This window comes from Niallia sp. Marseille-Q9988 (genome assembly GCF_976954375.1).
On record NZ_CDRJSZ010000002.1, the window covers coordinates 246,672 to 271,987 of the forward strand.

The window sequence follows — 25,316 nt, forward strand, 5'->3', positions numbered from 1 at the left end:
TGATTATATGAAAAACTCAAGCTCAAATGGGATTAAGAGAGGACAAGCTATTTCGTTTCGTGTCCCTTCTGATACTCCTGATCATCTTTTAAACCATTTACAAAAGCTCAAGGAAATTGAAAGAAGGAATTTTTCTAGTAAAATCGCTGAGTTTGTGCTGCAAGGGGTTGGTCAATCTTTTTCGAAGGAACGAGAAACGATTACGATTCCTCTTCCCCATAAATTGAGCAAATCACAGCGGAACTGGTTAAAGCACGAGCATTCTGAGGCCTTGTTAGGCTCTATTATATACCAACTTTTAATGGATCCAGTTCGTGCGACTGCTTTGCTTGCATCATTAAATAGCAACTCCTTAGATATAAATGAGGCATTGTATTTGCAAGAAGAAAGCACAAGCGAGCTTAAGGCAGCATCGGAAGTAGATGACTACTTGCATGCAATCGAGGAAAGAGCTGTTGTCGAAGAGATAGATAGCGTGGATGATTTAGACAATTTTGATTGGGATAAAGCAACACATAATCAATCAATAGAAGCAGAAGCGGAAAAGGAACCAGAAGACAGTGAAAATGAAGATTTAGATAGTTTATTAGGAGACTTTCTTCATTCCATGAACAAGTAGAGTAGGTTGAAAGTTAGGATGCACAGGGAATTCTCGAAATTTGTCGAAGATGGATAGAGTGTGTAATTCCATGCATTTCTGAAATGATTTAGCAGCCTATTCTAAAATGTCTATTCAAAAAATAGTTAGTTAATAAAATAGAGAGATTAAAACCAAAAAATGCTGAGAACTCAATATTTTTTGGTTTTTTGTTTGGGCTCAATCGCTTCCATAAATAGGATTTTTTACAGTTACTATATTTATTTAAACAATTTCCGTAGATTTATATGCTAAGGGATGTGTAACAGTTAGGGGAAACAAGTTTTTCATGGAGTTCCTTTGTACGGAGAAATGCAAAACAAGTGATAGAAAAGAAAAAACAAAAATTCGACAAAAAAATCAATAAATAGTTTGACATTTCAAAAAATAGCCGCTATATTAATAAAATGTGAAAAATTATCTGAATCTTTCTAAAACAGTGATTAATCGGAGGTCATCTTATGGAACAACGTCAACAATGGGGATCACGGTATGGCTTTATCTTGGCAGCTGTCGGATCTGCCATTGGTTTAGGGAATATCTGGAGGTTTCCAGCAGTAGCTTATGAAAATGGAGGTGGAGCCTTTTTCTTACCATATTTATTTGCAATTATAACAGCAGGGATCCCAATATTAATTTTAGAGTTTACAATCGGTCAGAAATTTCGTGGTTCAGCACCACTATCGCTGTTCCGTTTAAATAAAAAAGCAGAATGGCTTGGTTGGTGGCAATTATTAATTGCCTTTGTCATCTGTACTTATTATGCAGTTATTGTCGCATGGGCGATAAAATTTACAATTTATTCATTTGGAACGCAATGGGGTTCAGACCCTGAAAGCTTCTTTTTTGGTAGTGTATTAAAGATAGCGGATCAACCTGGCACAATAGGCGGATTAGTTCCTGGTATTGTTATTCCAGTACTTTGTGTGTGGGCAGTTGCACTCTTTGTTTTATATCGTGGAGTTTCAAAAGGGATTGAAAGATTAAATAAAATATTCCTTCCTATCCTGATTGTTATGTTTTTAGTAATCGTAATTCGTGCTTTAACTCTTGATGGAGCGACACAAGGATTAAACGCATTTTTTAAACCAAACTGGGAAATGATTCTTGACGGAAAGGTTTGGATTGCAGCATATGGGCAAATCTTCTTCTCTTTATCGATTGGGTTTGCAATCATGATTACTTATTCAAGTTATCTACCGAAAAAGTCGGATATAAATAATAATGCATTCATTACTGCATTTGCAAATTCTGGCTTTGAATTATTGGCAGGTATTGGTGTATTTGCTGCACTCGGCTTTATGGCAAATCAACAAGGCGTTGCTGTTGAAGATGTAGTAAGTAGTGGGATTGGACTAGCATTTGTAGTCTTCCCTAGCATCATCAATGAATTCCCTGGAATGAATGGTCTATTTGGGGTATTATTCTTCCTTTCTCTTGTTTTTGCAGGTATGACATCGCTTATTTCTATCGTAGAAACCTTCATCGCAGGAGTTCAAGAGAAGTTTAATGTATCACGAACAAAAGCGGTACTAACAAGCGGGCTAGTGGCAACAGTAATCTCCTTGCTTTTTGCAACAAATGGCGGTTTATATTTACTTGATGTAGTTGACTACTTTATAAATAACTTTGGAATTGTTACGGCAGGATTAGTAGAAGTCATCTTAATTGCTTGGTTCTTTAGAGGATTAAATGGACTACAGACTCATTCGAATGCTATTTCTGATATACGTATTGGTGCTTGGTGGAAGTTCTGTTTAAGTATTGTAACACCTCTTGTTCTTGGTTATATGATGGTTGACAACATTCGTCAGAATTTAAAGGAGAATTATGAAGGATATCCAACAACATTAATTTTGTATGCAGGTGTGTTAGTAGTCGCTTTGAGCATCATTATTGGGGTTCTTCTATCCTTTAAAAAGTGGAAATCTAATGCTCTAGACAAGAATAAGGAGGTTGTTTAATATGTCAGCTAGTGCGATCACCATGATGGTAGTTGGAATGGTTATCCTATGGGGCGGCTTAGCAGCCAGTATCTTTAATGTCGTAAGAGTTTCTAAGAAAGCTAAATAATAATTTTAAAAGGGATTGGCCATAACGATATGGTTGATCCTTTTTTATTGGTTGAAAAAGAGGAAAAGTTCACTAAAAATTCAAAAGAAATAATGGATAACAAAAAACAAGTTGACGAATATCGACAAAATACGTTACTATAAAAACTAATTGAATAAGACCTCACTTTTTTTTTACAGTGAGGTAGAGGCGCGATATTTAACAGTCTTTAGTGGAGTTTGAGGAGCTTTGATGCTAGGGAGAAGGAAATGTCGCCGAAGTTTGTAATATTCTCCATATTACATGCTGGGTCTGTAGTTAAGAGCTGCAGGACTGTCTCAATAAACACCTAGTTTATTGAGTTGTGCTATCTCATTTGGGATAAAAGAGAGGACTTTAGGGCTATCGCATATACTACGACCTGAGTTTATCTCAGGTCTTTTTTTGTTTTAGTAGATTAATAGGAAAACAGGGGGAAAGACATCATGAGAAACAAGTTAACATTATTTTTAGTTTTAATATTATCCGCAATGCTTTTATTAGCTGGATGTGGGACAAGCAGCGATTCAGCTTCTGGATCGAATGATGATAATACATTTAAAGTAGGGATGGAGGCAGGTTATGCTCCGTTTAACTGGACGCAAAATGATGATTCTAATGGTGCGGTGAAAATTGAAGGGTCTTCAGAATATGCTGGAGGCTATGATGTAGAGATTGCTAAAAAAGTGGCAGAAGGTTTAGGAAAAGAATTAGTGATTGTAAAAACAGAGTGGGATGGCTTAGTACCAGGATTAGTTTCAGGAAAAATTGATGCCATCATCGCAGGGATGTCACCGACTGCAGAGCGTAAAGAAACAATAGATTTTTCAGGTAACTACTATACATCCAATTTAGTAATGGTAGTAAAAAAAGGTAGTGAGTTTGAAAATGCTACGTCTATCCAGGATTTTAAAGGAGCAAAAATTACGGCACAGTTAAATACATTCCATTATTCTGTTATTGATCAAATTAATAGTGTAGAAAAAAAGACGGCAATGGATAACTTCCCCGCTATGAGAGTAGCACTGGAGTCAGGAGTTATTGATGGATATGTATCTGAACGTCCAGAAGGGATTAGTGCTTCCACTGCAAATGATAAGTTTGTAATGGTTGAATTTAAGGATGGATTCAAAACGTCAGAAGAGGAGACAACTACCGCTGTTGGTCTTCAAAAGGGCAGTGACTTAACAGAGAAGATTAACAAAATTTTAGCAGATATTCCAGAAGAAGAACGTACAAGCATGATGGATAATGCTATTAAAAATCAACCTGCAGCAGAATAAAAAAGGATAAAACCGACTGTAGCCTTTATACAGACGGTTTTATCAAGTAAGTGAGGAGAAAAGATGAGTTTTGAGTGGATCATTAAAATAATTTCAGAGAACTGGCCGATGTTTCTTCGTGGTGCTGGTGTAACGCTTTTGATTGCGTTAATCGGAACTATTATTGGAGCAGCAATCGGATTGGTTGCAGGGGTTATTCGCACTATCCCGACCCCGGAACGAGTAGTAAAAAAAGTTATATTAAAAGTAATTAATATCATCTTGTCTATCTATATTGAATTCTTCCGCGGAACACCGATGATCGTCCAAGCGATGGTTATCTTTTATGGTTCCGCGCTAGCTTTTGGTTTAAATATGGATGTGCTCACTGCAGCTATTATTGTTGTATCCATTAATACAGGAGCATATATGGCGGAAATTGTTCGTGGTGGGATTGTTTCCGTTGATAAGGGCCAGTTTGAAGCGGCTCATGCAATTGGCATGAATCATCTACAAACAATGTGGAATGTAGTGTTACCACAGGTTATTCGAAATATCCTACCAGCAACAGGAAACCAATTTGTTATTAATATTAAAGATACATCTGTATTAAACGTAATTTCTGTTACGGAATTATATTTTGTTACAAAATCCATTTCAGGAAATAACTTTAGATATTTTGAATCGTTTTTCGTAGCTTGTATGATTTATTTTGTAATGACCTTTATTGTTACGAGAATATTGCTATATATGGAGAAAAAGTTAGATGGATCGAATAATTACACGATCATCGGAAATGATGCACAGTTAGAATTAGATAAAAAATAATGGAAGAAGGTGAAGAACGATGGAACAAATCATTGATATACAGCATCTGAACAAATCCTATGGAACACATGAAGTACTTAGAGACATTAATTTCTCCGTAAATAAAGGGGAAGTTGTTTCCATCATTGGTTCCTCTGGATCTGGTAAATCTACGCTTCTTCGTTGTATAAATTTATTAGAAAAAGCAAGTGGCGGGCAAATATTTTACCATGGTGCAAATATATTGGATAGCAATCATAATGTCGCAGATTATCGCAAACATCTTGGTATGGTATTTCAACAATTTAATTTGTTTAATAATCACAATGTCCTTAAAAATTGTGTGGTGGGACAAGTAAAGGTGTTGAAACGATCCAAAGAAGAAGCAGAAAAGATGGCCATGCATTATTTAAAAGTTGTGGGAATGGATAAATATATTAATGCAAAGCCAAAACAGCTATCTGGTGGTCAAAAGCAGCGTGTTGCAATTGCGAGAGCCCTATCGATGAGTCCAGATGTCATGTTGTTTGATGAGCCTACTTCCGCTCTTGATCCAGAAATGGTGGGAGAAGTACTAAAAGTCATGAAAGACCTCGCCAATTCCGGTCAAACGATGATCATCGTAACACATGAAATGGAATTTGCGAAGGAAGTATCTGATCGGGTTATCTTTATGGACAAAGGAGTTATTGCAGAAGAAGGAAGTCCAGATCAAATTTTCCATAACCCGACACAAATACGTACGAGAGAATTCTTAAAGCGCACTTTAGTAACGCAACCATCCTAACTTATAGCTATAGCTAGAGAATGAGGAAGATAATCCGCAACCAAATAAGTGAGTTTTAGTCATAGAAGATGATCTCTGCCTGTGTAGAGGTCATCTTTTTCTATTAGAAAAAATTGGTGAAATGGGAATATGCACCTAAAGCGCACGAGAAAAGGCAATACGGAGCATAAGATTGGTGAACCTTAGCATAAGTTAAAGATGTTTTTAATATTTGAGGATTCTATGTCATAATAGAGTGAAGTGCAAGCTGTGCTCTAGGAAGGATAGATATCTTATGAAATACATGAAATCACAAATGAAAAAGTTAATCAAAGATAATAAGGACTTACAGATACGCTTAAAGGATTTGATTGATGAACATGACCTTGATAAAAGTTCGGCTATAAGAGCATTGTATCATTCAGAAGTAGCAGCAGGCGGAAAGTATCAATCCGCATATCAAGCATTAGACTTACCAAAAGGGTAGGTCTTTTTTAGACTGTTTTATAAAGGATTGTACATTTGCCAAGAAAAGATAGCGTATAATAGAAGTTTGTATAAGGGAATAAATGTTACGGAAATAATAAGAAGAATAATTCAAAATAAAAGAGGCTTCGTAATGAGTGAAAAAGGTTTTCATGATTTTAAATTAAGTAATCAAATAGTAAAGGCTCTGGATAGTTTAGAATATAAAATACCAACAGAAGTTCAGAGTAAAGTAATACCACTCGTGTTAGAAAAAATCGATCTTGTTGTCAAATCACAAACAGGAAGTGGTAAGACTGCTTCTTATGGGATTCCTATTTGTGAATTAGTTGATTGGGAAGAAAATAAGCCTCAAGCGTTAATTTTGACACCAACAAGAGAACTTGCTGTTCAAGTGAAAGAGGACTTTATCAATATAGGGAGATTTAAACGGATTAAAGCAACAGCTGTATATGGAAAACAGCCTTTTGCTATCCAAAAAACAGAATTAAAACAAAAAACGCATATAGTGGTAGGTACACCAGGACGTGTATTAGATCATATAGAAAGAGGTACGTTGATTTTAGATCAAATTAACTACCTTGTAATAGATGAAGCAGACGAAATGCTAAACATGGGGTTTATTGAACAGGTAGAGGCTATTATAAAGGCATTACCAAAAAATCGAGTGACGATGCTATTTTCAGCTACCCTACCTGAGGCGGTTAAAGATCTATCTCTTCGCTATATGAAGACACCTATTGATATTGAAATAAAGGCAACTGGACTCACAACGGATAAAATTGATCATTCGCTTATGAAAGTAGAGGAAAAAGACAAATTCTCTATTCTTCAAGATGTAACGATTGTTGAAAATCCCGATAGCTGTATCATCTTTTGCCGAACAAAGGATAGAGTAGATACATTGTGTGATCAGTTATCTGATTTAGGATATAACTGTGATCAAATTCACGGTGGTATGGTACAGGAAGACAGACTTGAAGTAATGAATGACTTTAAAAGGGGAGAGTTCCGCTATTTAATTGCTACAGACGTAGCAGCTAGAGGGATTGATATTGATAATATCACCCATGTTATTAACTATGACCTTCCTTTAGAAAAGGAAAGCTATGTGCATCGTACAGGTAGAACAGGTCGGGCAGGTAAAAAAGGGAAAGCTATCACATTTGTTACCCCATTTGAAGATAAGTTCTTAAAAGAGATTGAAGAATATATCGGTTTTGTAATTCCAGCTATAATAGCTCCTTCCAAAGAAGAGGTTTCTGCTAATAAATCGGAATTTGAGGCAAAGAAAAACGTAGAGCCAACAATTAAAAAGGCGAAAAATGAAAAACTAAACAAGCATATTATGAAGCTATACTTTAATGGCGGTAAGAAAAAGAAGCTTCGAGCAGTAGATTTTGTTGGAACGATCGCTAAAATAGACGGAGTAACAGCAGAGGATATTGGGATCATTACAATAATGGATACTCATTCTTATGTTGAAATTTTAAATAATAAAGGGCCTATGGTACTGGATAAAATGAAGAAAACAACCATAAAAGGTAAGCAGTTGAAGGTATATGAGGCTAATAAGAACTGAGAAATGCTTAGTTACTATTGATTACGAATCTTTCGTGTAGATTCCTTTGAGATTATTGTAATTACCTTTCCCATAAATAGCATCATCTGCAAAATTAGATATCTTGGGATTTTTTAAAAGAACGTCATAAGCAAGACCTTATTTGAATGAATGATTGTATGGAGGTTCATTCTACTGCTCCACTGTTTTTGATATAATAGTACTTTAGTACAAATTCAAGCGGTGGAGGAAATAAAATAATGAGCAATTTGCCTAATTGTCCGAAATGTCATTCGGAATATACATATGATGATGGGACATTTTTGGTTTGTCCAGAATGTGGATATGAGTGGACGTCAAACACTGATTTGGAAACAGATGGTGATAATAGAGTGATCAAAGATGTAAATGGAAATGTTTTGAACGACGGGGATACAGTTACGGTAATCAAGGATCTTAAGGTAAAAGGCAGTTCCTCTGTTTTAAAGCAAGGAACAAAGGTGAAAAATATTCGCTTGGTAGACGGTGATCATGATATTGATTGTAAAATTGCTGGATTTGGAGCAATGAAATTAAAATCGGAATTTGTGAAGAAAATATAGATTTTTAAGATCAAGGCAGTCAAAGGAACGGTTCTACTGGAGGACAATTAATATTGTTGTCCTCAATAGAACCGTCTTTTTGCAGCTTATAGAATGAACATTTCATATAGTGCTTCTGCAATATCTTCTGGTGAATATCCACGAACCTCTCGTTGAAATAAATAGGAATCACTTTTAAGAGCGGCTAATAAAATATCTGCTTTAAAGACATTGGTGTCAGTTTTTTTTGAAGTGCTGTTCATTTCATTGAATAGGTTCACAAATTGCTGATGCAATTGATCGTGTAAGGGACTGCGCGTTCTGGGTTTTGAGGGTGGTGATGCCTCAGAATCCTCTACACCTTTAAGCAATTGGGCTTTGCTTTCTCTAAATTGGATGAATAAACGAATAATGCCTTTTAATCGCTCAGCTGGAGTAGCTGTTTGATTATCCTGCAAATAATTTTCCATATTATCAAAGAATATTACTATATTATCTTTGATTAAATCGAGACATAATTCCCCTTTGTTACGGTACCGACGATAGAGTGTTCCTGTACCAATATCTGCTTCTTTTGCAATTTGATTCATACTAACTTGTTCCACGTCATATTGCTCGAATAACTTCAGCGCTGCCTCTAATATTCGTTGACGATTCTCTGCTGCATCTCGTCTTTCCAATCGTATATTAGTTAATTTTCCATTAGTCATTCGTTATCACTCCCCAAAAAATAATGCTTTTCATTGACAATCGGAGAATTCTCCGTTTATTATAAGTGAGAGAGTACTCCGCTTAATTTTAACCTAATAGAAAGGAGATTACAATATATGCAATATCACAATAGTAAAACAGCGCTACTAGTTATGGATGTTCAAAACGGCATTGTTTCAAACTTAGGGGAAAATAAAGAAGAGGCATTAACAACCTATCAGAAAGTAATAATGGCAGCCCGCCAACATGCTATTCCAGTCATTTTTATTAGAGTGGGATTCAGAGAAGGATACCCTGAAATTAGTCCAAAAAACAAAAGATTTTCCAGTGTATTAAAGTACGGTGGGATGACTGTCCTTGATGAAGCAACACAAATTCATGAATCTGTAAAACCAGAAGTAAGGGAGGCTATTGTTACAAAATATCGAATAAGTGCATTTGCTGGAAGCAATTTGGAGATTATTTTGCGTTCCCAGCAAATTGATACACTAGTTCTTAGTGGAATTTCAACAAGTGGAGTCGTTCTATCTACTTTAAGGGAAGCAGCGGACAAGGATTTTCAATTAAAGGTACTAGCGGACGCCTGTTTCGATACGAATAAAGAGGTCCATGACGTTTTAATGGATAAAGTCTTTCCTAGTCAGGCTGATGTGTTAAATGTGCAAGACTGGATTGATACACTGAATGAAAGATAGAGGGGGTTGTTTTTTCAAAAAATAGTCCTTGTTTTGTTGTGAGTCTATTTGTGTGAACATGATAAATAAGAAGGAAGGAATAATATTGGCAAATACTCAAGATAAAAGCTACTTTAATCAAAAGTTGATTGCCCCGATGATCTTAGGGTCTATTTTGAACCCTATTAACTCTTCTATTATTTCTGTTACTTTAATTCCAATTGGAAAAGCATTCGGTGTTTCACCTTCACAAACAGCTTGGCTTATTTCTGCTTTGTATTTAGCAACGGCAATAGGGCAGCCTGTTGTAGGGAAATTGATTGATTTATATGGTCCTAGATTACTTTTTTTAATAGCCACATCATTAGTAGGTCTATCAAGTTTTATCGCAATATTTACCCCTGATTTATGTATATGGGCGCAATGCTAGCCTCTGCAGGAAATGGTTTGTTTTTAAAATCGGATTCTATTACAGGGATGCACCAAATTGCGATATTTGGAGCAGGTATTGGAATTGTCTTGATGATTATAACTTTAGTAGGACTTAAAGGAGTGCAAGAGGAAAAACGAGTGGTTGGAATAAATTAGTTTTAACATATGACTATATGTATAATCATAAATAACTAGTATGAAAATGTAGTCTATATTGCAATGAAGAGGATTGGCGATTGCCACATGGAAAGCGAAGTGTATTGAGCTGCAGGTCATAGCAACAAATTTCCTTGAATACAATTAAATGATTAAAAAAGCCCAAACAATTAGCCGAATCCTTCGTTGGTATCTTCGTATAATTGTTTGGGTTTATCTTAAAATTAGAATAGTTATGTCCCCTCCTCTTACTTTTGCTAGTCTTTTGCTAGTCAATGTCTAATTAACCAGTACAAATGCATTTAAATCCTATTTCCCCTTTTTATCAATTTTAAATAAAGAATTCTGGAGTGTATTCCGCCATTTTTCGATAAATCCTTCTTTTGGGGGATCAATGTTCATTAAATCAGGTGTATAGAATTTAAAGCGGTTTTTTCCATTGTTTTTCGCATAGTACATTGCTCTATCCGCATTTTCAAGAAGTATTTCTTTCGTTTCACCGTCATTCGGATAGAGACTTATACCAATGCTAACAGAAACTTGAGCTTCCGTTTTGTTTATGAAATATGGTTGCGAAGTACTTTGGATAATCCGGTCTGCAATATTTTCTAATTCATTTTTTGATGATTCTTCTACGATAACAATGAATTCACGAGGCATTTAAATCGGAGAATGGGAGTATTGCTGTTAAAATAAGAGATACAGGAATCGGAATGGACAAAGATTCACTCATGCATATATTTGAGCGTTTTTATAAAGCCGACAAATCAAGAAATCGAAATATTGGGGGAAATGGTCTAGGCCTTTCCATTGTCAAAAAATTCATTGATTTATATGAAGGAGAAATCCAAGTCCAAAGTGAGATAGGAAAAGGAACAGAAATTACGGTGAAAATAGGGGAGCAGAGGGAAGGTTTTAATGAGGTCGATTAACCCGACCTCCATAACCGTCCCTCTGCTTCCACTTTCTAAATAAGGAGCTATTAAGATGGTAAATAAAGTTTTCTTAAATGACTTTGCATTAACTGTTTCCAATTATAAAGAGGAAAAGGTTAAAAGTAACAAATCAGAGAAGCTGTTAACAATGGTAAGCTTTGAATTTAAAGTAAGAGGTGGGGAAGAATACCACGTAGTTACGAAGTTTTTATACGAAAATGTATTTGATGTAAATATCCCTAATGAGCAAGTGGCTTTTAGAGGGAAAATCAACAAATATTCCACTTCCTATACCAATTTCTCCGATGAAAACAGCATTAGTGATTTCTTTTTGGAATTAGTGGAAGTGGAATAAATTCAGAAGGGAATTAGCAAAACAGATCATCTTTATCGGATTTAGAGATCTGTTTTTTCTTATATATACACGGAAAGGGAGGTTCTCTATATGAAATTAAGTATTTTAGATCAAGCACCTGTTTTATCTGGGAAAACCTCTCAAGATGCACTTATAGAATCAATGAAGCTTGCCCAATGTGGAGAAAAACTAGGATATACAAGATATTGGATTGCGGAACATCATGATTTTCCCGGCCTTGCTAGTTCTGCTCCAGAAGTAATGCTTGGGTATATTGGTGCCAATACAGAAAAGATAAGAATTGGTGCTGGAGCCATATTATTACCACACTATAAACCGTATAAAGTAGCGGAAACATTTAATATGCTAGCGACATTATTTCCAAATCGAATCGATCTAGGAATAGGGAGAGCGCCAGGAGGATCTGCCGAAGCTTCGATTGCGCTCTCTGGGAACTTTTTAGAAAATGTTCGGAATATGCCTAACTCCATTAAAGAGCTTCTACATTTTTTATATAATAACTACCCAGCAGATCAGATGTTCTCCAAAATAACAGCACACCCTTTTCCTGATGTGGCTCCTGTTCCATGGATTCTCGGAACGAGTGAAAAAAGTGCTATACAAGCGGCAGAGCATGGGACAGCCTATGCATTTGGACATTTTATGAGCGATAGAGATGGAATCGAGATTGTGAATACATATAGAAGCTCATTTAGACAAAATGATGGCATTCAGGAACCTCAAGTGATTGTAACGATATCGATTATTTGCGCGGAAACAACAGAACAGGCTGAAGAGCTGGCTTTAAGCTGGTTCCTATCGAAAATCCAAACGGATAAAGGGAAAAAAAATAAAGGTATTCCCACTATAGAAGAGGCAAAAAATTATTCTTTTACGAGTGAGGAACAAGAAAGAATGAAAGAAATGCGTCAAAAGATGATTATTGGAAGTCCAAAAGAGGTTAAAAAGGAATTGGTTGAGCTGCAATCAGCGTACAATGCAGACGAAATGATGATTGTGACTATTACGAATAGCTATGAAAGTAGAAAGAAGTCTTATGAGCTTATTGCAAAGGAAATATGGTAATATTTTTTAAAACGTAAGGAAAGAAGGTCATTCAAATGAAATTGAGTGTACTGGATCAATCTGTTATTAGTAAGAATTTAAATGCAGGGTTTGCACTTCAAAATACAATTAAATTGGCAAAACGAACAGAGGAGCTTGGCTACACTCGTTTTTGGGTTGCTGAACATCATAACTCCAATGGAATTGCTGGGACTTCCCCAGAGGTTCTTATCTCGACTATTGCCGCACAGACAAATAAGATACGTGTAGGCTCTGGTGGCGTTTTGCTTCCACAATATAGTCCTTTTAAAATTGCGGAAGACTTTAAGGTGTTAGAAGCATTGTATCCGAACAGAATGGATTTAGGGATTGGACGTTCACCAGGTGGATCTGCGCCTACTCGGCTAGCTTTAACAGATGGAATGAGAAAAAGCTTAAATGAATTCCCGCGTCAGGTTACGGCACTTCAAGAATATATAGCCAATACGCAATCTAATCAAGAGGTCCAAGCGTATCCATCCATTGAAACTCGACCAGAAATTTGGATGCTAGGTGTCTCGCAGCGGGGAGCTAGATTAGCCGCAGAAAAGGGAGCTGCTTTTACTTATGGGCACTTTATAAATCCAATCAGTGGCAGCATTGCGATGAAACATTATCGGGAGAACTTCCAGCCGTCTAGCATTCTTAGAAACCCACAAGCAAATGTATGTGTATTTGTTGTTTGTGCACCAACACAGGAAGAAGCAGAAGAAATGGCAGTTAGCCAAGATCTTTGGCTGCTAGCAATTGAAAAAGGCGAAGACACTTTTATTCTTTCAAAAGAAGAGGCAAAAGGGATTCAGCTATCAGAAGAAGACCAAGCAATCATAAGAAAAAATCGAAAACGAGCGATAATTGGGACGCCCAAAAAGGTAAAAGACGAGATTTTGCATTTAAGTGAAGTCTATCAAACAGAGGAATTTATGATAATCACCAATATTTATGACTTTGAGGACAAAATGCAGTCATATACCTTATTAGCAGAGGCCATTCTTTAAATTTGGCTGTTTGATACGAAAGCAGTCTTAAACTTTGAATGTAAACACTTATTAAATTTAGCTATAATAATGTAAAAGGGGGTGCTTACAGTTGGAGAATCACATACGATTGTCTGATACTACTTCCACTCATGCAAAGCCTATTATTAGAAAGGCGATACTTTGCATGGGGCGAAACAAGTAATTTTTATCGCTAACTAATATTTTGGCTTTGCACCTTATTTTAGAAAAAAATAAAAATAAGGGAGCGGGCAAAATTGAAGTATACAAATGCAACGAATGTTTTACCTGAAAAGCTTGTTGTAGAAATTCAAAAATATGTTCAAGGTGAGACCTTGTATATTCCGAAACAAGAAAATGCGTATAAGAAGTGGGGAACTTCAAGTGGTGGAAGAAAAATGCTAGATGGCCGAAACAATGCAATAAAAGCAGCTTTTGCTAATGGAAGCACTATTCAGGCATTGGCAATAGAATATCATCTCTCCACGGAAACAATTAAGAAAATCGTGTACTCACATAAAAAGAAAGACTAGCACTGGTGACCTCTCATCAGTGTTTTTTATGTAAAAATTGTTTCTCAATCATCTTTTCCATTTTAGAAAGGGAGTGAGTTTTACTAAAATAGAAAGACAGGACACAACAAAATAATAGGAGAGAATGCAATGACAGAACCATTTATCAAAAATGAACAACTGAATTTTATTAAAAAACAGATCGCCATTATTAAGGATAGTATGAATAAAAGCTTACCTAAAACAGTGTTAGTTGCCGTAATAGAATTAGCTCATGCGAAAGTTTTAGAACTTTTTCCTCAAGCATCAAGTGAACAGCAAGCGTTATTGGATATTTCCAAATGGAAAACAAAGAATGAATACGATCAATACATCGAGGGACTTACTGCATATGTATTGCCATTTCCGAAACTGACGGAACAACAACTAAAAAAATTATTTCCAAAGCAAAAGAAATTAAAATTACCTGATTTAACAACAATCGATCACCATAAACTAACCTATTTAAGCTGGACGGATGGAAAGTCTAATAGAAAATTTATTATTTATGATTTAGAAGGACAATTAGTAGGAATGGAGGGGAAAATGACAGCAACTAATAAAAAAAATATTTGCTCTTTCTGCAATAGCTTTGGAGAAGTTGCTTATTTTTCAACGATTACCAAAGACAAAAAACCCAAAAATGCAGATTATTACAAGGCTATTGGAAATTTTATTTGTACAGATAGCAGCGAATGCAATAGGAATATAGACAATACCGCATATTTGCAAGAATTTTTTCAGACCGCAGAAGGACGGCGCTACTGAGGACATCATCAGTAGAACTGTCCTTTTGCTTGTATTTTAATTACCTGTGCTAAGATTATCAATCCTCTTTCTAATTCATCCAATGTAGCATATGAATAGGATATGCGCAGATGCTGATCATCTGTTTTATCATAAATGATTCCTGGATTGATAAGAATTCCTTCACGAAGTGCTAAATCAAATAGCTTTCGTGTAGAGATGCTTGGCTTTAGTTTTAGCCATATATAGAACCCGCCTTTAGGAGAGAGCCATGTTGCAATATCTGAAAAATATTTCTTTAATAATCCCATTGTAAAATCTCTTCTATACCTGAGCTCAGCTTTTACTTCCTTTAGAAAATCCTCATATAAGCCATGATGCAGCCAGCTTTCTACAACAGACTGAGATAAGGTGCTGGAACCATAATCTGTCTGCATTTTTATATCGGCTAAATGCTCTATGACTGGTTCTGGTCCTACAATCCAACCAATTCTCAGTCCAGGACTTAAGGATTTGGAGATACTGCCAATGTAAAGAACATTTCCTTGCGTATCGATTGCTTTTAAAGGCCTAGGCGGAGGGCTGTCCAGCCATAAATCTCCGTACACATCATCTTCAATAATAGGAATCGATTCTTTTTGGCAAACTGCTATTAAGTCAGCTCGCCTCTTTTCAGACATTAATGTACCTGTTGGATTGTGAAAATTAGGGATGGCATATAGTAATGCTGATTTTTGCTGGGTCTTACTCTTAATTCGTCCAATAGCATCGTACGCTAACCCTTCTTCATCAAGAGGAAGTCCTATTAAGTTCATTCCCGCAGATTGAAATACATGAATAGAATTTAAATAGGAGGGGGCTTCGTGAAAGATAGTAGACCCTCTTTTTAATAGCCCAATAGAAAGTAATTGCAATGCTTGAAGTCCTCCTGAAACGATTAAAATGGATTCAGAGGAAGTTATAATTCCTTTCGTCTTCAAATAGGCACTTACTGTTTGGCGTAAAGCTAAGCTTCCCTTCGGTTCTGTATATCCAAGAGAGAGATTTAATTTTCCGCTAGATTGAAATGTTTGTTCCATGCGTTCTTTAGGTAGCAATTCTGGAGAAAGCTCACCTGTTCCCAACCTAATAATACTTGGATTTGCTTCTGCTTGATTAATTTCTTGGATGATAGAAATGTTTGGTTGATGTATGCCTGATTTTACATAACTAATCCAATCTGGCGGAGGAGTAGATGCAAGCAAGCTCCACGTATTATTTATTACCTTTGTTCCGCTCCCCACCTTTGCTTCAATTAACCCATCAGCAGCTAGTTCCTCTAGGGCTGTTATAATGGTGCTTCGGTTAACTTGGAATTGCTTGGCTAAATTCCGTTGAGAGGGGAGCTTCATACCAATTGTCCATTCTCCATGCGTTATTTTCTTTTTCATAAAGGAAGTTATTTGCTGGTGTAAAGAAACGGTTGAGCTTTTTTGTGGTTTCCATTCAATTTCTGCCATGAGTATACTCCTATCTTTATTTTCTCTTATTTTATCAAAATGGTTGGGTTAATGACCATCCAATTGGATGGAGACAGAACGCCTCTTCTTCGCTATTCTGTAGGAAGAAGAGGGGGAATAAGGATGGAAGCATTATTACATGGAATGATATTGGCATTTGGGTTAATACTACCTTTAGGCGTTCAAAATATATTTTTGTTTAATCAAGGAGCAACACATAAAAAATTCACATATGCGTTACCGGCAATCATAACAGCTAGTATCTGTGACAGTTTACTAATCTATTTAGCTGTTGCTGGTGTCTCTGTGGTGGTATTTACCTTTGCATGGGTAAAAGCATTTTTGTTTTTTATTGGATTCTTTTTCTTAGTATATATGGGATGGGCTATGTGGAAGAGTGCTGCGGAAGTGGGAATTAAACAAGAAAAAATACGGTTTTCTCCACGTCGACAAATTACGTTCGCCGCCTCCGTTTCTTTATTAAATCCACATGCAATTCTGGATACGATTGGAGTCATCGGTACAAGCTCTCTTGCTTATAGTGGTGAAGAAAAAATTATTTTTGCGGTTGCTTGCATGAGTGTTTCATGGATATGGTTTTGTTTTTTAGTTTTGCTAGGTCGAAAGCTTGGGCAAATTGATACCCATGGGATCGTTTTAAAGCGCATGAATCAGCTATCTGCCATAATCATTTGGGGAATGGCACTTTATTTGGGAACAAATCTGTTAACCTTGTAGAGGACCATGGCCACGTCTGTTAATCTATTTGGGCATCCAAAATGACAACCTACCAATATTTCGCTATAATGAAAAGGTTGTAATTACCCTTCAAATGATAAAGGGGGTTTTTTTAGATGATTCAATTGCATAATGTCAGTAAAAGTTATGCGAATTACCAGGTCATTAAGTCTATTAGTTTAGCGATACATAAAGGAGAAATCTTCGGGATTATTGGTGCGAGTGGTGCCGGTAAATCCACGTTACTTCGATTAATGAATTTATTAGAGGTACCTGAAGACGGGGTAGTGGAAGTGGACGGCAAAAAGTTGACTAGCTTGAGCTACAAAGAACTTCGTCAAGCTCGCCAATCCATCGGGATGATTTTTCAGCATTTCAATCTTGTAGCTAATAAGACAGTTTATGAAAATATTTTAGTCTCTTTAGAGTTGGCTAATTATCCAAGGAAAGAACGAAGAAATCGTGTAATAGAGTGTCTACAATTTGTTGGATTGGAAAGCTTTATGGAGAAGTATCCTGCCCAATTAAGCGGTGGACAAAAGCAGCGTGTTGCGATTGCTAGGGCAATTGCGAATAATCCGCAAGTATTATTATGCGATGAACCAACATCTTCTCTTGATCCGAAAACGACAGCTGAAATCTTACATGTATTAGAGGATGTAAATAAACGGCTAGGCGTAACGATTGTAATCGTCAGCCATGAGATGGAAGTAATTAAAAGTATATGCAATCGAGTGACGGTCATTGAAGACGGTGAAATTTATGATACAGTGGCAATTGAACCAAAAGGAATACAGCAAATCAATAATACTTCAAAACGCTTGGTAGAGCAGCTGAAAAAGGATGGTGAGCTAGACCATGCCTGAGATATTGATTCAATATAGAATGGAAATTTGGCAATCAATTGGACAAACCTTTGTAATGGTTGGTATATCTATTTTAGCAGCCATTATAATAGGTCTTCCAGTTGGTACCTTGCTTTTCTTAACTAGAAAGGGCAAAATGTTGGAGAATCCTTTTGTTTTTTCTACGCTGAATTTAATAGTAAATATTATTCGCTCGTTTCCATTTTTATTATTGGTTGTCTTCCTTATTCCGTTTACAAGAATAATTATTGGAACAGCCATTGGAACAGCTGCTGCAACTGTTCCATTATCCATCATAGCAATCGCTCATTATTCTCGTTTAGTGGAGCAATCCCTTTTGGAAGTACCAAAGGGTGTTATAGAGGCAGCCATTTCGATGGGGGCATCTGTAAAGGAAGTCATCTTTAAATTTCTTTATGTAGAAGCTCGTTCAGGCCTTGTATTAGGATTAACAACATCGATTATTAGCTTTATTTCTTATTCGACAATTATGGGAGTTGTCGGGGGCGGAGGTATTGGGGATTTTGCCATTCGCTATGGATATCAGCAGTTTAAAACAGACTTAATGATTTATATGATTATTATAATGGTTGTTTTTGTACAGCTTATACAATTTACTGGTACAGCAGTAGCAAAAGTGATTGATAAAAGGTAATGACAGGAGAAAAAAATGAAAAAAATATTATTTTTAATGATGATAGGTATATTCGTGTTGGCAGCTTGTGGGAAAGAGAATGAGTCAGATAAAAAGGATGCACAGAATACAGAAAAAGAAGAAGTAACATTAAAAGTTGCTTCCTTAATTCCTCCAATGACTGAAATTCTTGAACTTGTAAAGCCAACATTAGCAGAAGAAGGTATCAACCTTGATATGGTTGTATTGAGTGATAACGTGCAACCAAATACTGCTCTTGCAGCTGGAGAAGTAGATGCAAACTTTTTTCAACATGTTCCATATATGGAGGAATTTAACCGTAGTAATGATGCAGAGCTAGTTCCTGTTAAAGAAATCTATTTTGCAAACTATGGTGTGTATTCAAAGGAATATGATTCCATGGATAAAGTACCAGATGGAGCGGTAGTTGCGATTGCAAATGATGTATCCAATATTGACCGTTCCTTAGCATTGCTGGCTCAACATGATGTAATTACATTAAAAGAGAAAACGGGATCTTATTATACAAAAGCAGATATTGTAGAAAATCCGAAAAATTTAAAGTTTGAAGAAGTAGATTTATTAATGCTTGCTAGAATGTATGATGACGCTGAATTAGTTGTAATGACACCAGCTTATGCATCACCGCTTGGCTTAACACCAAAAAGCGATGCATTGCTAACAGAAGGTGTAGAGAATGACTTTGCGATTACGTTAGTAGCTCGTAAGGATAATGCGGATTGGGAACCAATTCAAAAGCTAGCAGAAGCTATGACGAGCCCAGAGGTTCGTAAATTCTTAGAAGAAAATTATGCTGAAACAGCGATCCCTGCCTTTTAATTGCAAGGTTCTTGGAAGCATATTTTATTGATAAATAGCATATCAATGCCTTATCCCAGTTTTTCTTAGGGTAAGGCTTCTTTTGTTTGGACAATTCTTGTTCATTTCTGACTTTTAAAAAAGGAATAACTATCGTATAATAAAAGGAAACTATTTAAAATTTTTTGAAAATAAATGAGGCTTTAACCAGGTAAATGCTTGAGACAGAAAAAATGTATCAGTTTAATCGCGCCAAAAAGGGAACGCTTACATTTTTCTGAAAATCTAAAAGTATAAGGAAGGTTAAAATGAGCAGACAAGAAACGAAAACAGACGTTATTTTAATTGGTGCCGGGATTATGAGTGCAACGTTAGGGATGCTTTTAAAAGAATTAGACCCTAATCTGCAAATTACAGTGTTTGAAAAATTAGCAAGTGCAGGAGAGGAAAGCTCCAATGAATGGAATAATGCGGGAACGGGGCATGCAGCACTATGTGAGCTAAACTACACAGTGGAAAAACCAGATGGCTCAGTAGACATTAAGAAGGCGTTAGAAATCAACGAACAGTTTCAAGTTTCCTTGCAATTTTGGTCTTATCTTGTAAACAATCAAGTACTACATAATCCAGAAGACTTTATTATGCCATTGCCACATATGAGTCTAGTATTAGGGGAAAAGAATGTGGATTTTTTACAAAAGCGTTTTGAGGCAATGGTGAGAAATCCGCTGTTTGAAGGAATGGAATTTTCAAAGGATCCGGAAAAACTGAAAGAGTGGATCCCTCTAATAATGCAAAACCGTGATTATAAGGCGCCGATAGCAGCAACTAAGATGGATTCAGGCACAGATGTGAATTTTGGCGCTTTAACGCGACTGTTGTTTGCCAATTTAGCAAAAAAAGATGTTGGAATTCACTACAAGCATAGTGTGAATGATTTAAAACGAACAGCAGATGGCCATTGGGAAGTGAAGGTGCAAAATCTAGATAGTGGCATCACTGAAACTCATTCTGCCAAGTTCGTCTTTGTCGGCGGCGGTGGAGGTAGTCTACATTTACTGCAGAAATCTGGCATTCCTGAAGGGAAGCATATGGGCGGATTCCCGGTAAGTGGAATATTTTTAGTGTGCAAGAATCCAGATATTGTTGCCAAGCATCATGCAAAAGTATATGGGAAAGCAAAAGTTGGGGCTCCACCAATGTCTGTTCCTCATCTGGATACCCGTTTTATCGACAATAAAAAATCTTTACTATTTGGTCCATTTGCAGGGTTCTCGCCCAAATTTTTAAAAACAGGCTCGATGTTTGACTTAATTTCATCCGTCAAACCAGATAACTTGTTTACCATGTTGGCAGCAGGTGCCAAAAATATGTCTTTAACAAGCTATTTAATTCAGCAGCTCATGTTATCCAAAGAGAAGCGCATAGAAGAGTTACGGGAATTTATTCCGAATGCTAAAGCAGATGATTGGGATCTTATTGTAGCAGGTCAACGTGTGCAGGTAATCAAAGATACAGAGGCTGGGGGCAAAGGAACACTTCAATTTGGTACAGAGGTTGTGACTGCTGCTGATGGTTCGATAGCAGCATTGCTTGGAGCTTCACCTGGAGCTTCTACTGCTGTTCATGTCATGCTTGAAGTTATTCGAAAATGTTTTCCAGAGCAAATACCAGAATGGGAATCAAAATTAAAAGAAATGATTCCATCATATGGAATACCATTAAAGGAAAACCCTAAGCTTCTGCATGAAGTTCATACATTAACTGCACAGACACTTCGTTTAAGTGAGAAAAAACCAATTTATAACTAATAGTTGATTGGAAAGAGAAGCTAGTAATATGGGAGAAAAAAATTTTTTTAAGCACATCCTTTAAAGTCACTATCATTTATTGCTCGGTTGATAATGAAAGAATCCTCTGTTTTACTAATTGTTTGAACTAAATATCATATACAAAAGGACTTTCATCTTAGATGGGAGTTCTTTTTTTTCTGTCTAATAGGTAAATAGACTTCTGGAGCTTATATGTAACAAATCATCTGTGGACATTTCCTAGTTATACTAAAAGAAAATGCATGTAATTTTTACGATATGATTGACAACGCTTTCAAAAAGAGTTAACGTAGTTAATATGACGAACAAACTAACTGATTAAAAAGGACCGCGAAGGAGGAAATTAAGATGAAGATTATCAACCCAGTACTGAAAGGATTCAATCCGGACCCTAGCATTTGCAGAGTTGGCGAAGACTATTATATTGCAGTATCTACTTTCGAATGGTTTCCGGGAGTACAAATTCATCATTCTAAAGATTTAGTTAATTGGGAATTAGTTGCACACCCATTACAAAGAGTATCCCAATTAGATATGAAAGGAAATCCTAACTCTGGTGGTGTGTGGGCACCTTGCTTGAGTTATAGTGACGGAAAGTTTTGGCTTATTTACACAGATGTAAAAGTAATAGATGGTGCTTGGAAGGATTGTCATAACTATTTGGTTACTTCTGAAACGGTTGATGGTGATTGGGGAGAGCCAGTAAAATTAAATAGTTCTGGATTTGATGCCTCCTTGTTCCATGATACGGATGGAAAGAAGTATTTGTTAAATATGCTTTGGGACCAACGAATAGATCGTCATCCATTTGGTGGAATTGTGATGCAGGAATATTGCACAGAGCAGAAAAAGTTAATCAATAAACCTCAAAATATCTTTAAAGGTACGGATATTAAATTGACAGAAGCACCGCATCTTTATCATATTGGCGAATATTATTATTTGTTAACTGCAGAAGGTGGAACGGAGTATGAGCATGCAGCAACGATTGCGCGTTCCAAAAACATAGAGGGTCCGTATGAGGTTCATCCAAATAATCCAATTTTAACATCTTGGCACGACCCTAGAAATCCATTGCAAAAATGTGGACATGCGTCTATTATCCAAACACATACAGATGAATGGTATTTAGCCCATTTAACGGGTCGCCCTATTCATCCAGATGATGCGTCAATTATTCAACAAAGAGGATACTGTCCTTTAGGCAGAGAAACAGCTATTCAAAAGCTTGAATGGAGAGATGCCTGGCCATATGTTGTAGGTGGAAAAGAAGGAAGCTTGGAGGTAGAAGCACCAAAGATTCCTGAAACCAAGTTTCCTTCCACCTATCCAGTATTGGATGAATTTACTCAAGATAAGCTAAATATAAATTTTCAAACATTACGTATTCCATTTACAGAACAATTAGGTTCCTTAACGGAAAGACCTAATCATTTACGCTTATTTGGTCAGGAATCATTAACATCCACTTTTACACAGTCTTTTGTAGCTAGACGCTGGCAAAGTCTTCAATTTGAGGCAGAAACAGCAGTAGCTTTTACACCGGAAAATATACAACAGGCTGCCGGATTAGTAAATTACTACAACACAGAAAATTGGACAGCATTACAAATAACATACGATGAAAATCTTGGTCGCATCCTTGATTTAACGGTTTGTGATAACTTCTCGTTCTCCCAGCCACTAAAGGAGAAAATTATTGTCCCAAGTGAAGCGGAATATGTATATTTAAGCGTAACTGTCGAGAATGAAATCTACTACTATTCGTATTCCTTTAATAAAGAAGAATGGCATAAAATAGATATTAATTTTGAATCTAAGAAATTATCGGATGATTATATTCGCGGAGGAGGCTTCTTCACAGGAGCATTTGTAGGAATGCAATGTCAAGATACAAGCGGCCAAAACATACCAGCAGACTTTAAGTATTTCCGTTATGATGAAAAAGAGTAAAGCTGCAAGTCTGAGACAAATCAAAATATATAACGGGAAAGGTGAAAAATCTTTCAAATAGCTATTTAATTTCACTAATTTTCTTTCTTGAAATTATAAAACTCGAACAATTATACGGAATTTTTATGAGCATTTCCGTATAAATTGTTTGGGTTTTTTATTTGGTTGGAATACCTATGGACCAGCTTTTTAAATTCTTCTTGAAAGCTCCCTTTTTAGCATGGCGGAAATTTAGACACAAGGATGAATGAAAGTGCTAACATTTAATTTCCTCCTTTAGACGGAAAAACAATATGTTAAGTTGTAAGAGTTTTCATTGTAAGATAAAAGTGTAGTAAATATTAAATAATTCCATTAACAATAAATCATGTTGGAGGTCATTAAAATGAAAAGAATTCTATTAGCTTGTTCATCAGGTATGTCTACAAGTTTACTAGTATCTAAAATGAAAGATGCTGCAAAAGAGAAAGGAATTGAAGCAGAAATTTGGGCTGTTGCTCAAGATAAAGCGCAAACAGATATGGAACGTGCAGATGTACTTTTAATTGGTCCACAAATGCGCTTTTTGAAAAAGAAGCTTGCTGTTGCGGCTGAAACAGTTGGTATTCCATTAGATGTTATTGATCCGGTTGCTTATGGACGTATCGACGGATTAGCAGTATTAAATAAAGCATTAGAATTAATCGAAAATAATAAGTAATCATTTATTTTAAAAATGAAAACACTTACTAATTTAAGGAAGAGAGGATAAACCTTATGAATAAATTTATGGAGGTTTTGGAAAATATTCTGTTGCCAATTGCTGAAAAATTGAATAACAATCGTTATTTAGCAGCGTTACGTGATGGTTTTATGGTTGCCTTGCCGCTAATCATTTTTGGTTCAATTTTTGTTGTAATTGCGAACTTTCCTTTCCTAGATAAATGGATTAGCCCAGAAGCATATACAGCTTACCAAAATGCGTTAGGTCCGGCATCTGCTGCAACTTTAAGTATAATGGGGCTATTTGTAATAATGGGTATAGGATATAAATTGACCCAACATTATGGGCTTGAAGCGATTTATGGTGCAGTAGTGGGGGTAGCATCATTTCTTATCTTAAACCCACAAGAATTAGGGGAAGTAACAGGCGTTATCCCGACTGCTATTCTTGGTGCACAAGGGATGTTCTTAGGAATTTTCACTGCATTTCTTTCTGCAGAGCTATATCGCTTCTTTGTGAAGAAAAACTGGACGATAAAAATGCCTCCTGGTGTTCCAGATTCTGTATCTCGATCATTTAGTGCATTGATTCCGATTACATTAACATTGACAATCTTTTTAATCATTCGTATTCTATTTAGCTTTACACCGTTTGATACAGTACAGAACTTTATTTATACCATTATTCAAGAGCCATTAACTGCTTTAGGTAGTAGTCTGCCAGCAACAATCGTAGTTGTACTATTAATTCAATTATTCTGGTTCTTCGGTTTACATGGTCAGATTATTATGAACTCTGTCCTAGATCCAATTTGGTATGCATTGAATGATCAAAACTTCAGTGCCTTCCAAGCAGGAACAGAGCTTCCAAACGTTGTTACAAAGCAATTTATGGACACGTTCTTAGTTGGTATGGGTGGTACAGGAATGACATTAGGTGTTGTTATCCTTATCTTCTTAATCGGTAAGAGCAGACAAACAAAAGAACTTGGTAAACTAGGTGGTCCAGCAGGGATATTTAACGTAAATGAACCAATTATCTTTGGATTACCAATCATTATGAATCCATTAGTTCTTATTCCTTGGCTATTAGCGCCAGTAGTTGTAACGGTAATTACTTATCTTACAATGTCAGCTGGTATTGTTCCAAAACCTGCAGGAATCATTGTTCCGTGGACAACACCAATTGGTATTAGTGGATTTTTAGCAACAGGTAATGACTGGAGAGGTGCAGCACTTCAAATCTTTAACTTACTTGTTGTAATGGCGATTTGGTGGCCATTCCTAAAAGTATTAGATAAAAATTATTATGAAACAGAAAAACAAGGATAATAAAAGTATAAAATAGAAATTTAAATTTAAGGAAAGGGGTTTTACCTTCGTTAAGTATAAGTGTAA

29 protein-coding genes and 1 riboswitch are annotated in these 25,316 nt (G+C 36.2%); of the genes, 26 read left to right on the forward strand and 3 right to left on the reverse strand.

All coding sequences use genetic code 11. The features are described 5' to 3' along the window. Window positions 1-7: 7 nt before the first annotated feature. From ACWNMZ_RS03690 to ACWNMZ_RS03730, 9 genes are all read left to right on the forward strand, one after another. On the forward strand, window positions 8-619 hold the full coding sequence (locus ACWNMZ_RS03690; RefSeq protein WP_235250828.1) for a hypothetical protein: 612 nt from the start codon (window positions 8-10) through the stop codon (window positions 617-619). 479 nt (window positions 620-1,098) lie between these two features. Beyond that, the gene (locus tag ACWNMZ_RS03695; RefSeq protein WP_235250830.1) at window positions 1,099-2,601 is read left to right on the forward strand and encodes a sodium-dependent transporter; all 1,503 of its coding nucleotides are present in this window, start codon (window positions 1,099-1,101) and stop codon (window positions 2,599-2,601) included. A 1-nt stretch (window position 2,602) separates the two neighbouring features. Then, window positions 2,603-2,710 carry a methionine/alanine import family NSS transporter small subunit gene (locus ACWNMZ_RS03700; RefSeq protein WP_081836551.1) on the forward strand — a complete coding sequence of 36 codons (108 nt, stop codon included), beginning with the start codon at window positions 2,603-2,605 and terminating at the stop codon, window positions 2,708-2,710. A 176-nt stretch (window positions 2,711-2,886) separates the two neighbouring features. Continuing rightward, window positions 2,887-3,067, forward strand: a riboswitch (Lysine riboswitch). A 107-nt stretch (window positions 3,068-3,174) separates the two neighbouring features. After that, on the forward strand, window positions 3,175-4,011 hold the full coding sequence (locus ACWNMZ_RS03705) for a transporter substrate-binding domain-containing protein (RefSeq protein ID WP_048719145.1): 837 nt from the start codon (window positions 3,175-3,177) through the stop codon (window positions 4,009-4,011). Between the two features lie 63 nt (window positions 4,012-4,074). Continuing rightward, on the forward strand, window positions 4,075-4,818 hold the full coding sequence (locus ACWNMZ_RS03710) for an amino acid ABC transporter permease (RefSeq protein ID WP_048719147.1): 744 nt from the start codon (window positions 4,075-4,077) through the stop codon (window positions 4,816-4,818). 19 nt (window positions 4,819-4,837) lie between these two features. Continuing rightward, window positions 4,838-5,584 carry an amino acid ABC transporter ATP-binding protein gene (locus tag ACWNMZ_RS03715; RefSeq protein ID WP_031535507.1) on the forward strand — a complete coding sequence of 249 codons (747 nt, stop codon included), beginning with the start codon at window positions 4,838-4,840 and terminating at the stop codon, window positions 5,582-5,584. Between the two features lie 274 nt (window positions 5,585-5,858). Then, a complete protein-coding gene (locus ACWNMZ_RS03720; protein WP_031535506.1) occupies window positions 5,859-6,050 on the forward strand; it encodes a hypothetical protein in 192 nt (63 codons plus the stop codon). 132 nt (window positions 6,051-6,182) lie between these two features. Beyond that, window positions 6,183-7,631: a DEAD/DEAH box helicase gene (locus ACWNMZ_RS03725; protein ID WP_235250832.1), complete on the forward strand. Its 1,449-nt coding sequence runs from the start codon at window positions 6,183-6,185 to the stop codon at window positions 7,629-7,631. A 239-nt stretch (window positions 7,632-7,870) separates the two neighbouring features. Then, the gene (locus ACWNMZ_RS03730; RefSeq protein WP_235250834.1) at window positions 7,871-8,212 is read left to right on the forward strand and encodes a zinc ribbon domain-containing protein YjdM; all 342 of its coding nucleotides are present in this window, start codon (window positions 7,871-7,873) and stop codon (window positions 8,210-8,212) included. An 86-nt stretch (window positions 8,213-8,298) separates the two neighbouring features. On the opposite strand, the gene ACWNMZ_RS03735 is transcribed toward ACWNMZ_RS03730, so the two are convergent. Then, entirely contained in the window at window positions 8,299-8,901 is a 603-nt protein-coding gene (locus ACWNMZ_RS03735; protein ID WP_235250836.1) for a TetR/AcrR family transcriptional regulator, read from the reverse strand. A 117-nt stretch (window positions 8,902-9,018) separates the two neighbouring features. Between ACWNMZ_RS03735 and ACWNMZ_RS03740 the strand changes: the two genes are divergently transcribed. From ACWNMZ_RS03740 to ACWNMZ_RS03750, 3 genes are all read left to right on the forward strand, one after another. Next, a complete protein-coding gene (locus tag ACWNMZ_RS03740) occupies window positions 9,019-9,597 on the forward strand; it encodes an isochorismatase family cysteine hydrolase (RefSeq protein ID WP_235250838.1) in 579 nt (192 codons plus the stop codon). Window positions 9,598-9,682: 85 nt separating this feature from the next. Next, window positions 9,683-10,006 carry an MFS transporter gene (locus tag ACWNMZ_RS03745; RefSeq protein WP_235250840.1) on the forward strand — a complete coding sequence of 108 codons (324 nt, stop codon included), beginning with the start codon at window positions 9,683-9,685 and terminating at the stop codon, window positions 10,004-10,006. Further along, complete coding sequence (locus ACWNMZ_RS03750) at window positions 9,991-10,164, forward strand: hypothetical protein (RefSeq protein WP_449598269.1); 174 nt, start codon at window positions 9,991-9,993, stop codon at window positions 10,162-10,164. Before ACWNMZ_RS03745 ends, ACWNMZ_RS03750 begins: the two co-directional genes overlap by 16 nt. A gap of 309 nt (window positions 10,165-10,473) precedes the next feature. On the opposite strand, the gene ACWNMZ_RS03755 is transcribed toward ACWNMZ_RS03750, so the two are convergent. Beyond that, window positions 10,474-10,824 (reverse strand): diguanylate cyclase domain-containing protein, encoded by a 351-nt coding sequence (locus tag ACWNMZ_RS03755; protein ID WP_235250843.1) that lies wholly within the window; start codon window positions 10,822-10,824, stop codon window positions 10,474-10,476. A gap of 20 nt (window positions 10,825-10,844) precedes the next feature. Between ACWNMZ_RS03755 and ACWNMZ_RS03760 the strand changes: the two genes are divergently transcribed. The 6 genes from ACWNMZ_RS03760 (at window position 10,845) to ACWNMZ_RS03785 (ending at window position 14,875) form a co-directional block, all read left to right on the forward strand. Next, window positions 10,845-11,096 carry an ATP-binding protein gene (locus tag ACWNMZ_RS03760; RefSeq protein WP_449598281.1) on the forward strand — a complete coding sequence of 84 codons (252 nt, stop codon included), beginning with the start codon at window positions 10,845-10,847 and terminating at the stop codon, window positions 11,094-11,096. A 55-nt stretch (window positions 11,097-11,151) separates the two neighbouring features. After that, window positions 11,152-11,454, forward strand: a complete 303-nt coding sequence (locus tag ACWNMZ_RS03765; protein WP_235250844.1) for a DUF3219 family protein — start codon at window positions 11,152-11,154, stop codon at window positions 11,452-11,454. A gap of 90 nt (window positions 11,455-11,544) precedes the next feature. Beyond that, window positions 11,545-12,540: an LLM class flavin-dependent oxidoreductase gene (locus ACWNMZ_RS03770; RefSeq protein WP_235250845.1), complete on the forward strand. Its 996-nt coding sequence runs from the start codon at window positions 11,545-11,547 to the stop codon at window positions 12,538-12,540. Window positions 12,541-12,575: 35 nt separating this feature from the next. Next, window positions 12,576-13,556, forward strand: coding sequence for an LLM class flavin-dependent oxidoreductase (locus ACWNMZ_RS03775; protein ID WP_109768075.1), 981 nt, complete (start codon window positions 12,576-12,578; stop codon window positions 13,554-13,556). 257 nt (window positions 13,557-13,813) lie between these two features. Then, entirely contained in the window at window positions 13,814-14,089 is a 276-nt protein-coding gene (locus ACWNMZ_RS03780; protein ID WP_031535475.1) for a CD3324 family protein, read from the forward strand. Window positions 14,090-14,218: 129 nt separating this feature from the next. Further along, on the forward strand, window positions 14,219-14,875 hold the full coding sequence (locus tag ACWNMZ_RS03785) for a FusB/FusC family EF-G-binding protein (protein WP_031535473.1): 657 nt from the start codon (window positions 14,219-14,221) through the stop codon (window positions 14,873-14,875). 8 nt (window positions 14,876-14,883) lie between these two features. Here ACWNMZ_RS03785 and ACWNMZ_RS03790 read toward each other — a convergent pair whose 3' ends face one another. Beyond that, the gene (locus tag ACWNMZ_RS03790; RefSeq protein ID WP_235250846.1) at window positions 14,884-16,353 is read right to left on the reverse strand and encodes an aminotransferase-like domain-containing protein; all 1,470 of its coding nucleotides are present in this window, start codon (window positions 16,351-16,353) and stop codon (window positions 14,884-14,886) included. 123 nt (window positions 16,354-16,476) lie between these two features. Between ACWNMZ_RS03790 and ACWNMZ_RS03795 the strand changes: the two genes are divergently transcribed. The 8 genes from ACWNMZ_RS03795 (at window position 16,477) to celB (ending at window position 25,250) form a co-directional block, all read left to right on the forward strand. Continuing rightward, the gene (locus tag ACWNMZ_RS03795; protein WP_048718628.1) at window positions 16,477-17,091 is read left to right on the forward strand and encodes a LysE/ArgO family amino acid transporter; all 615 of its coding nucleotides are present in this window, start codon (window positions 16,477-16,479) and stop codon (window positions 17,089-17,091) included. Between the two features lie 116 nt (window positions 17,092-17,207). After that, window positions 17,208-17,957: a methionine ABC transporter ATP-binding protein gene (locus tag ACWNMZ_RS03800; protein WP_235250847.1), complete on the forward strand. Its 750-nt coding sequence runs from the start codon at window positions 17,208-17,210 to the stop codon at window positions 17,955-17,957. After that, window positions 17,950-18,612, forward strand: coding sequence for a methionine ABC transporter permease (locus ACWNMZ_RS03805; RefSeq protein ID WP_235250848.1), 663 nt, complete (start codon window positions 17,950-17,952; stop codon window positions 18,610-18,612). The genes ACWNMZ_RS03800 and ACWNMZ_RS03805 overlap by 8 nt, the downstream gene beginning before the upstream one ends. A gap of 15 nt (window positions 18,613-18,627) precedes the next feature. Beyond that, window positions 18,628-19,452 (forward strand): MetQ/NlpA family ABC transporter substrate-binding protein, encoded by an 825-nt coding sequence (locus ACWNMZ_RS03810; protein ID WP_235250853.1) that lies wholly within the window; start codon window positions 18,628-18,630, stop codon window positions 19,450-19,452. 287 nt (window positions 19,453-19,739) lie between these two features. Next, window positions 19,740-21,242 carry a malate:quinone oxidoreductase gene (locus tag ACWNMZ_RS03815; protein WP_235250869.1) on the forward strand — a complete coding sequence of 501 codons (1,503 nt, stop codon included), beginning with the start codon at window positions 19,740-19,742 and terminating at the stop codon, window positions 21,240-21,242. A 369-nt stretch (window positions 21,243-21,611) separates the two neighbouring features. After that, window positions 21,612-23,216, forward strand: a complete 1,605-nt coding sequence (gene xynB / locus ACWNMZ_RS03820) for a xylan 1,4-beta-xylosidase (protein WP_235250877.1) — start codon at window positions 21,612-21,614, stop codon at window positions 23,214-23,216. Between the two features lie 385 nt (window positions 23,217-23,601). After that, entirely contained in the window at window positions 23,602-23,916 is a 315-nt protein-coding gene (locus tag ACWNMZ_RS03825) for a PTS sugar transporter subunit IIB (RefSeq protein ID WP_031535456.1), read from the forward strand. A 56-nt stretch (window positions 23,917-23,972) separates the two neighbouring features. Further along, window positions 23,973-25,250 carry a PTS cellobiose transporter subunit IIC gene (celB, locus tag ACWNMZ_RS03830; RefSeq protein ID WP_235250887.1) on the forward strand — a complete coding sequence of 426 codons (1,278 nt, stop codon included), beginning with the start codon at window positions 23,973-23,975 and terminating at the stop codon, window positions 25,248-25,250. Window positions 25,251-25,316: the final 66 nt, after the last annotated feature.

What these genes read in the sequence shown, in the direction of transcription:
- ACWNMZ_RS03690 (WP_235250828.1), top strand. Translation starts at nt 8, where the DNA reads ATGAAAAACTCAAGCTCAAATGGGATTAAGAGAGGACAAGCTATTTCG.
- ACWNMZ_RS03695 (WP_235250830.1), top strand. Translation starts at nt 1,099, where the DNA reads ATGGAACAACGTCAACAATGGGGATCACGGTATGGCTTTATCTTGGCA.
- ACWNMZ_RS03700 (WP_081836551.1), top strand. Translation starts at nt 2,603, where the DNA reads ATGTCAGCTAGTGCGATCACCATGATGGTAGTTGGAATGGTTATCCTA.
- ACWNMZ_RS03705 (WP_048719145.1), top strand. Translation starts at nt 3,175, where the DNA reads ATGAGAAACAAGTTAACATTATTTTTAGTTTTAATATTATCCGCAATG.
- ACWNMZ_RS03710 (WP_048719147.1), top strand. Translation starts at nt 4,075, where the DNA reads ATGAGTTTTGAGTGGATCATTAAAATAATTTCAGAGAACTGGCCGATG.
- ACWNMZ_RS03715 (WP_031535507.1), top strand. Translation starts at nt 4,838, where the DNA reads ATGGAACAAATCATTGATATACAGCATCTGAACAAATCCTATGGAACA.
- ACWNMZ_RS03720 (WP_031535506.1), top strand. Translation starts at nt 5,859, where the DNA reads ATGAAATACATGAAATCACAAATGAAAAAGTTAATCAAAGATAATAAG.
- ACWNMZ_RS03725 (WP_235250832.1), top strand. Translation starts at nt 6,183, where the DNA reads ATGAGTGAAAAAGGTTTTCATGATTTTAAATTAAGTAATCAAATAGTA.
- ACWNMZ_RS03730 (WP_235250834.1), top strand. Translation starts at nt 7,871, where the DNA reads ATGAGCAATTTGCCTAATTGTCCGAAATGTCATTCGGAATATACATAT.
- ACWNMZ_RS03735 (WP_235250836.1), bottom strand. Translation starts at nt 8,901, where the DNA reads ATGACTAATGGAAAATTAACTAATATACGATTGGAAAGACGAGATGCA.
- ACWNMZ_RS03740 (WP_235250838.1), top strand. Translation starts at nt 9,019, where the DNA reads ATGCAATATCACAATAGTAAAACAGCGCTACTAGTTATGGATGTTCAA.
- ACWNMZ_RS03750 (WP_449598269.1), top strand. Translation starts at nt 9,991, where the DNA reads ATGGGCGCAATGCTAGCCTCTGCAGGAAATGGTTTGTTTTTAAAATCG.
- ACWNMZ_RS03755 (WP_235250843.1), bottom strand. Translation starts at nt 10,824, where the DNA reads ATGCCTCGTGAATTCATTGTTATCGTAGAAGAATCATCAAAAAATGAA.
- ACWNMZ_RS03765 (WP_235250844.1), top strand. Translation starts at nt 11,152, where the DNA reads ATGGTAAATAAAGTTTTCTTAAATGACTTTGCATTAACTGTTTCCAAT.
- ACWNMZ_RS03770 (WP_235250845.1), top strand. Translation starts at nt 11,545, where the DNA reads ATGAAATTAAGTATTTTAGATCAAGCACCTGTTTTATCTGGGAAAACC.
- ACWNMZ_RS03775 (WP_109768075.1), top strand. Translation starts at nt 12,576, where the DNA reads ATGAAATTGAGTGTACTGGATCAATCTGTTATTAGTAAGAATTTAAAT.
- ACWNMZ_RS03785 (WP_031535473.1), top strand. Translation starts at nt 14,219, where the DNA reads ATGACAGAACCATTTATCAAAAATGAACAACTGAATTTTATTAAAAAA.
- ACWNMZ_RS03790 (WP_235250846.1), bottom strand. Translation starts at nt 16,353, where the DNA reads ATGGCAGAAATTGAATGGAAACCACAAAAAAGCTCAACCGTTTCTTTA.
- ACWNMZ_RS03795 (WP_048718628.1), top strand. Translation starts at nt 16,477, where the DNA reads ATGGAAGCATTATTACATGGAATGATATTGGCATTTGGGTTAATACTA.
- ACWNMZ_RS03800 (WP_235250847.1), top strand. Translation starts at nt 17,208, where the DNA reads ATGATTCAATTGCATAATGTCAGTAAAAGTTATGCGAATTACCAGGTC.
- ACWNMZ_RS03805 (WP_235250848.1), top strand. Translation starts at nt 17,950, where the DNA reads ATGCCTGAGATATTGATTCAATATAGAATGGAAATTTGGCAATCAATT.
- ACWNMZ_RS03810 (WP_235250853.1), top strand. Translation starts at nt 18,628, where the DNA reads ATGAAAAAAATATTATTTTTAATGATGATAGGTATATTCGTGTTGGCA.
- ACWNMZ_RS03815 (WP_235250869.1), top strand. Translation starts at nt 19,740, where the DNA reads ATGAGCAGACAAGAAACGAAAACAGACGTTATTTTAATTGGTGCCGGG.
- xynB (WP_235250877.1), top strand. Translation starts at nt 21,612, where the DNA reads ATGAAGATTATCAACCCAGTACTGAAAGGATTCAATCCGGACCCTAGC.
- ACWNMZ_RS03825 (WP_031535456.1), top strand. Translation starts at nt 23,602, where the DNA reads ATGAAAAGAATTCTATTAGCTTGTTCATCAGGTATGTCTACAAGTTTA.
- celB (WP_235250887.1), top strand. Translation starts at nt 23,973, where the DNA reads ATGAATAAATTTATGGAGGTTTTGGAAAATATTCTGTTGCCAATTGCT.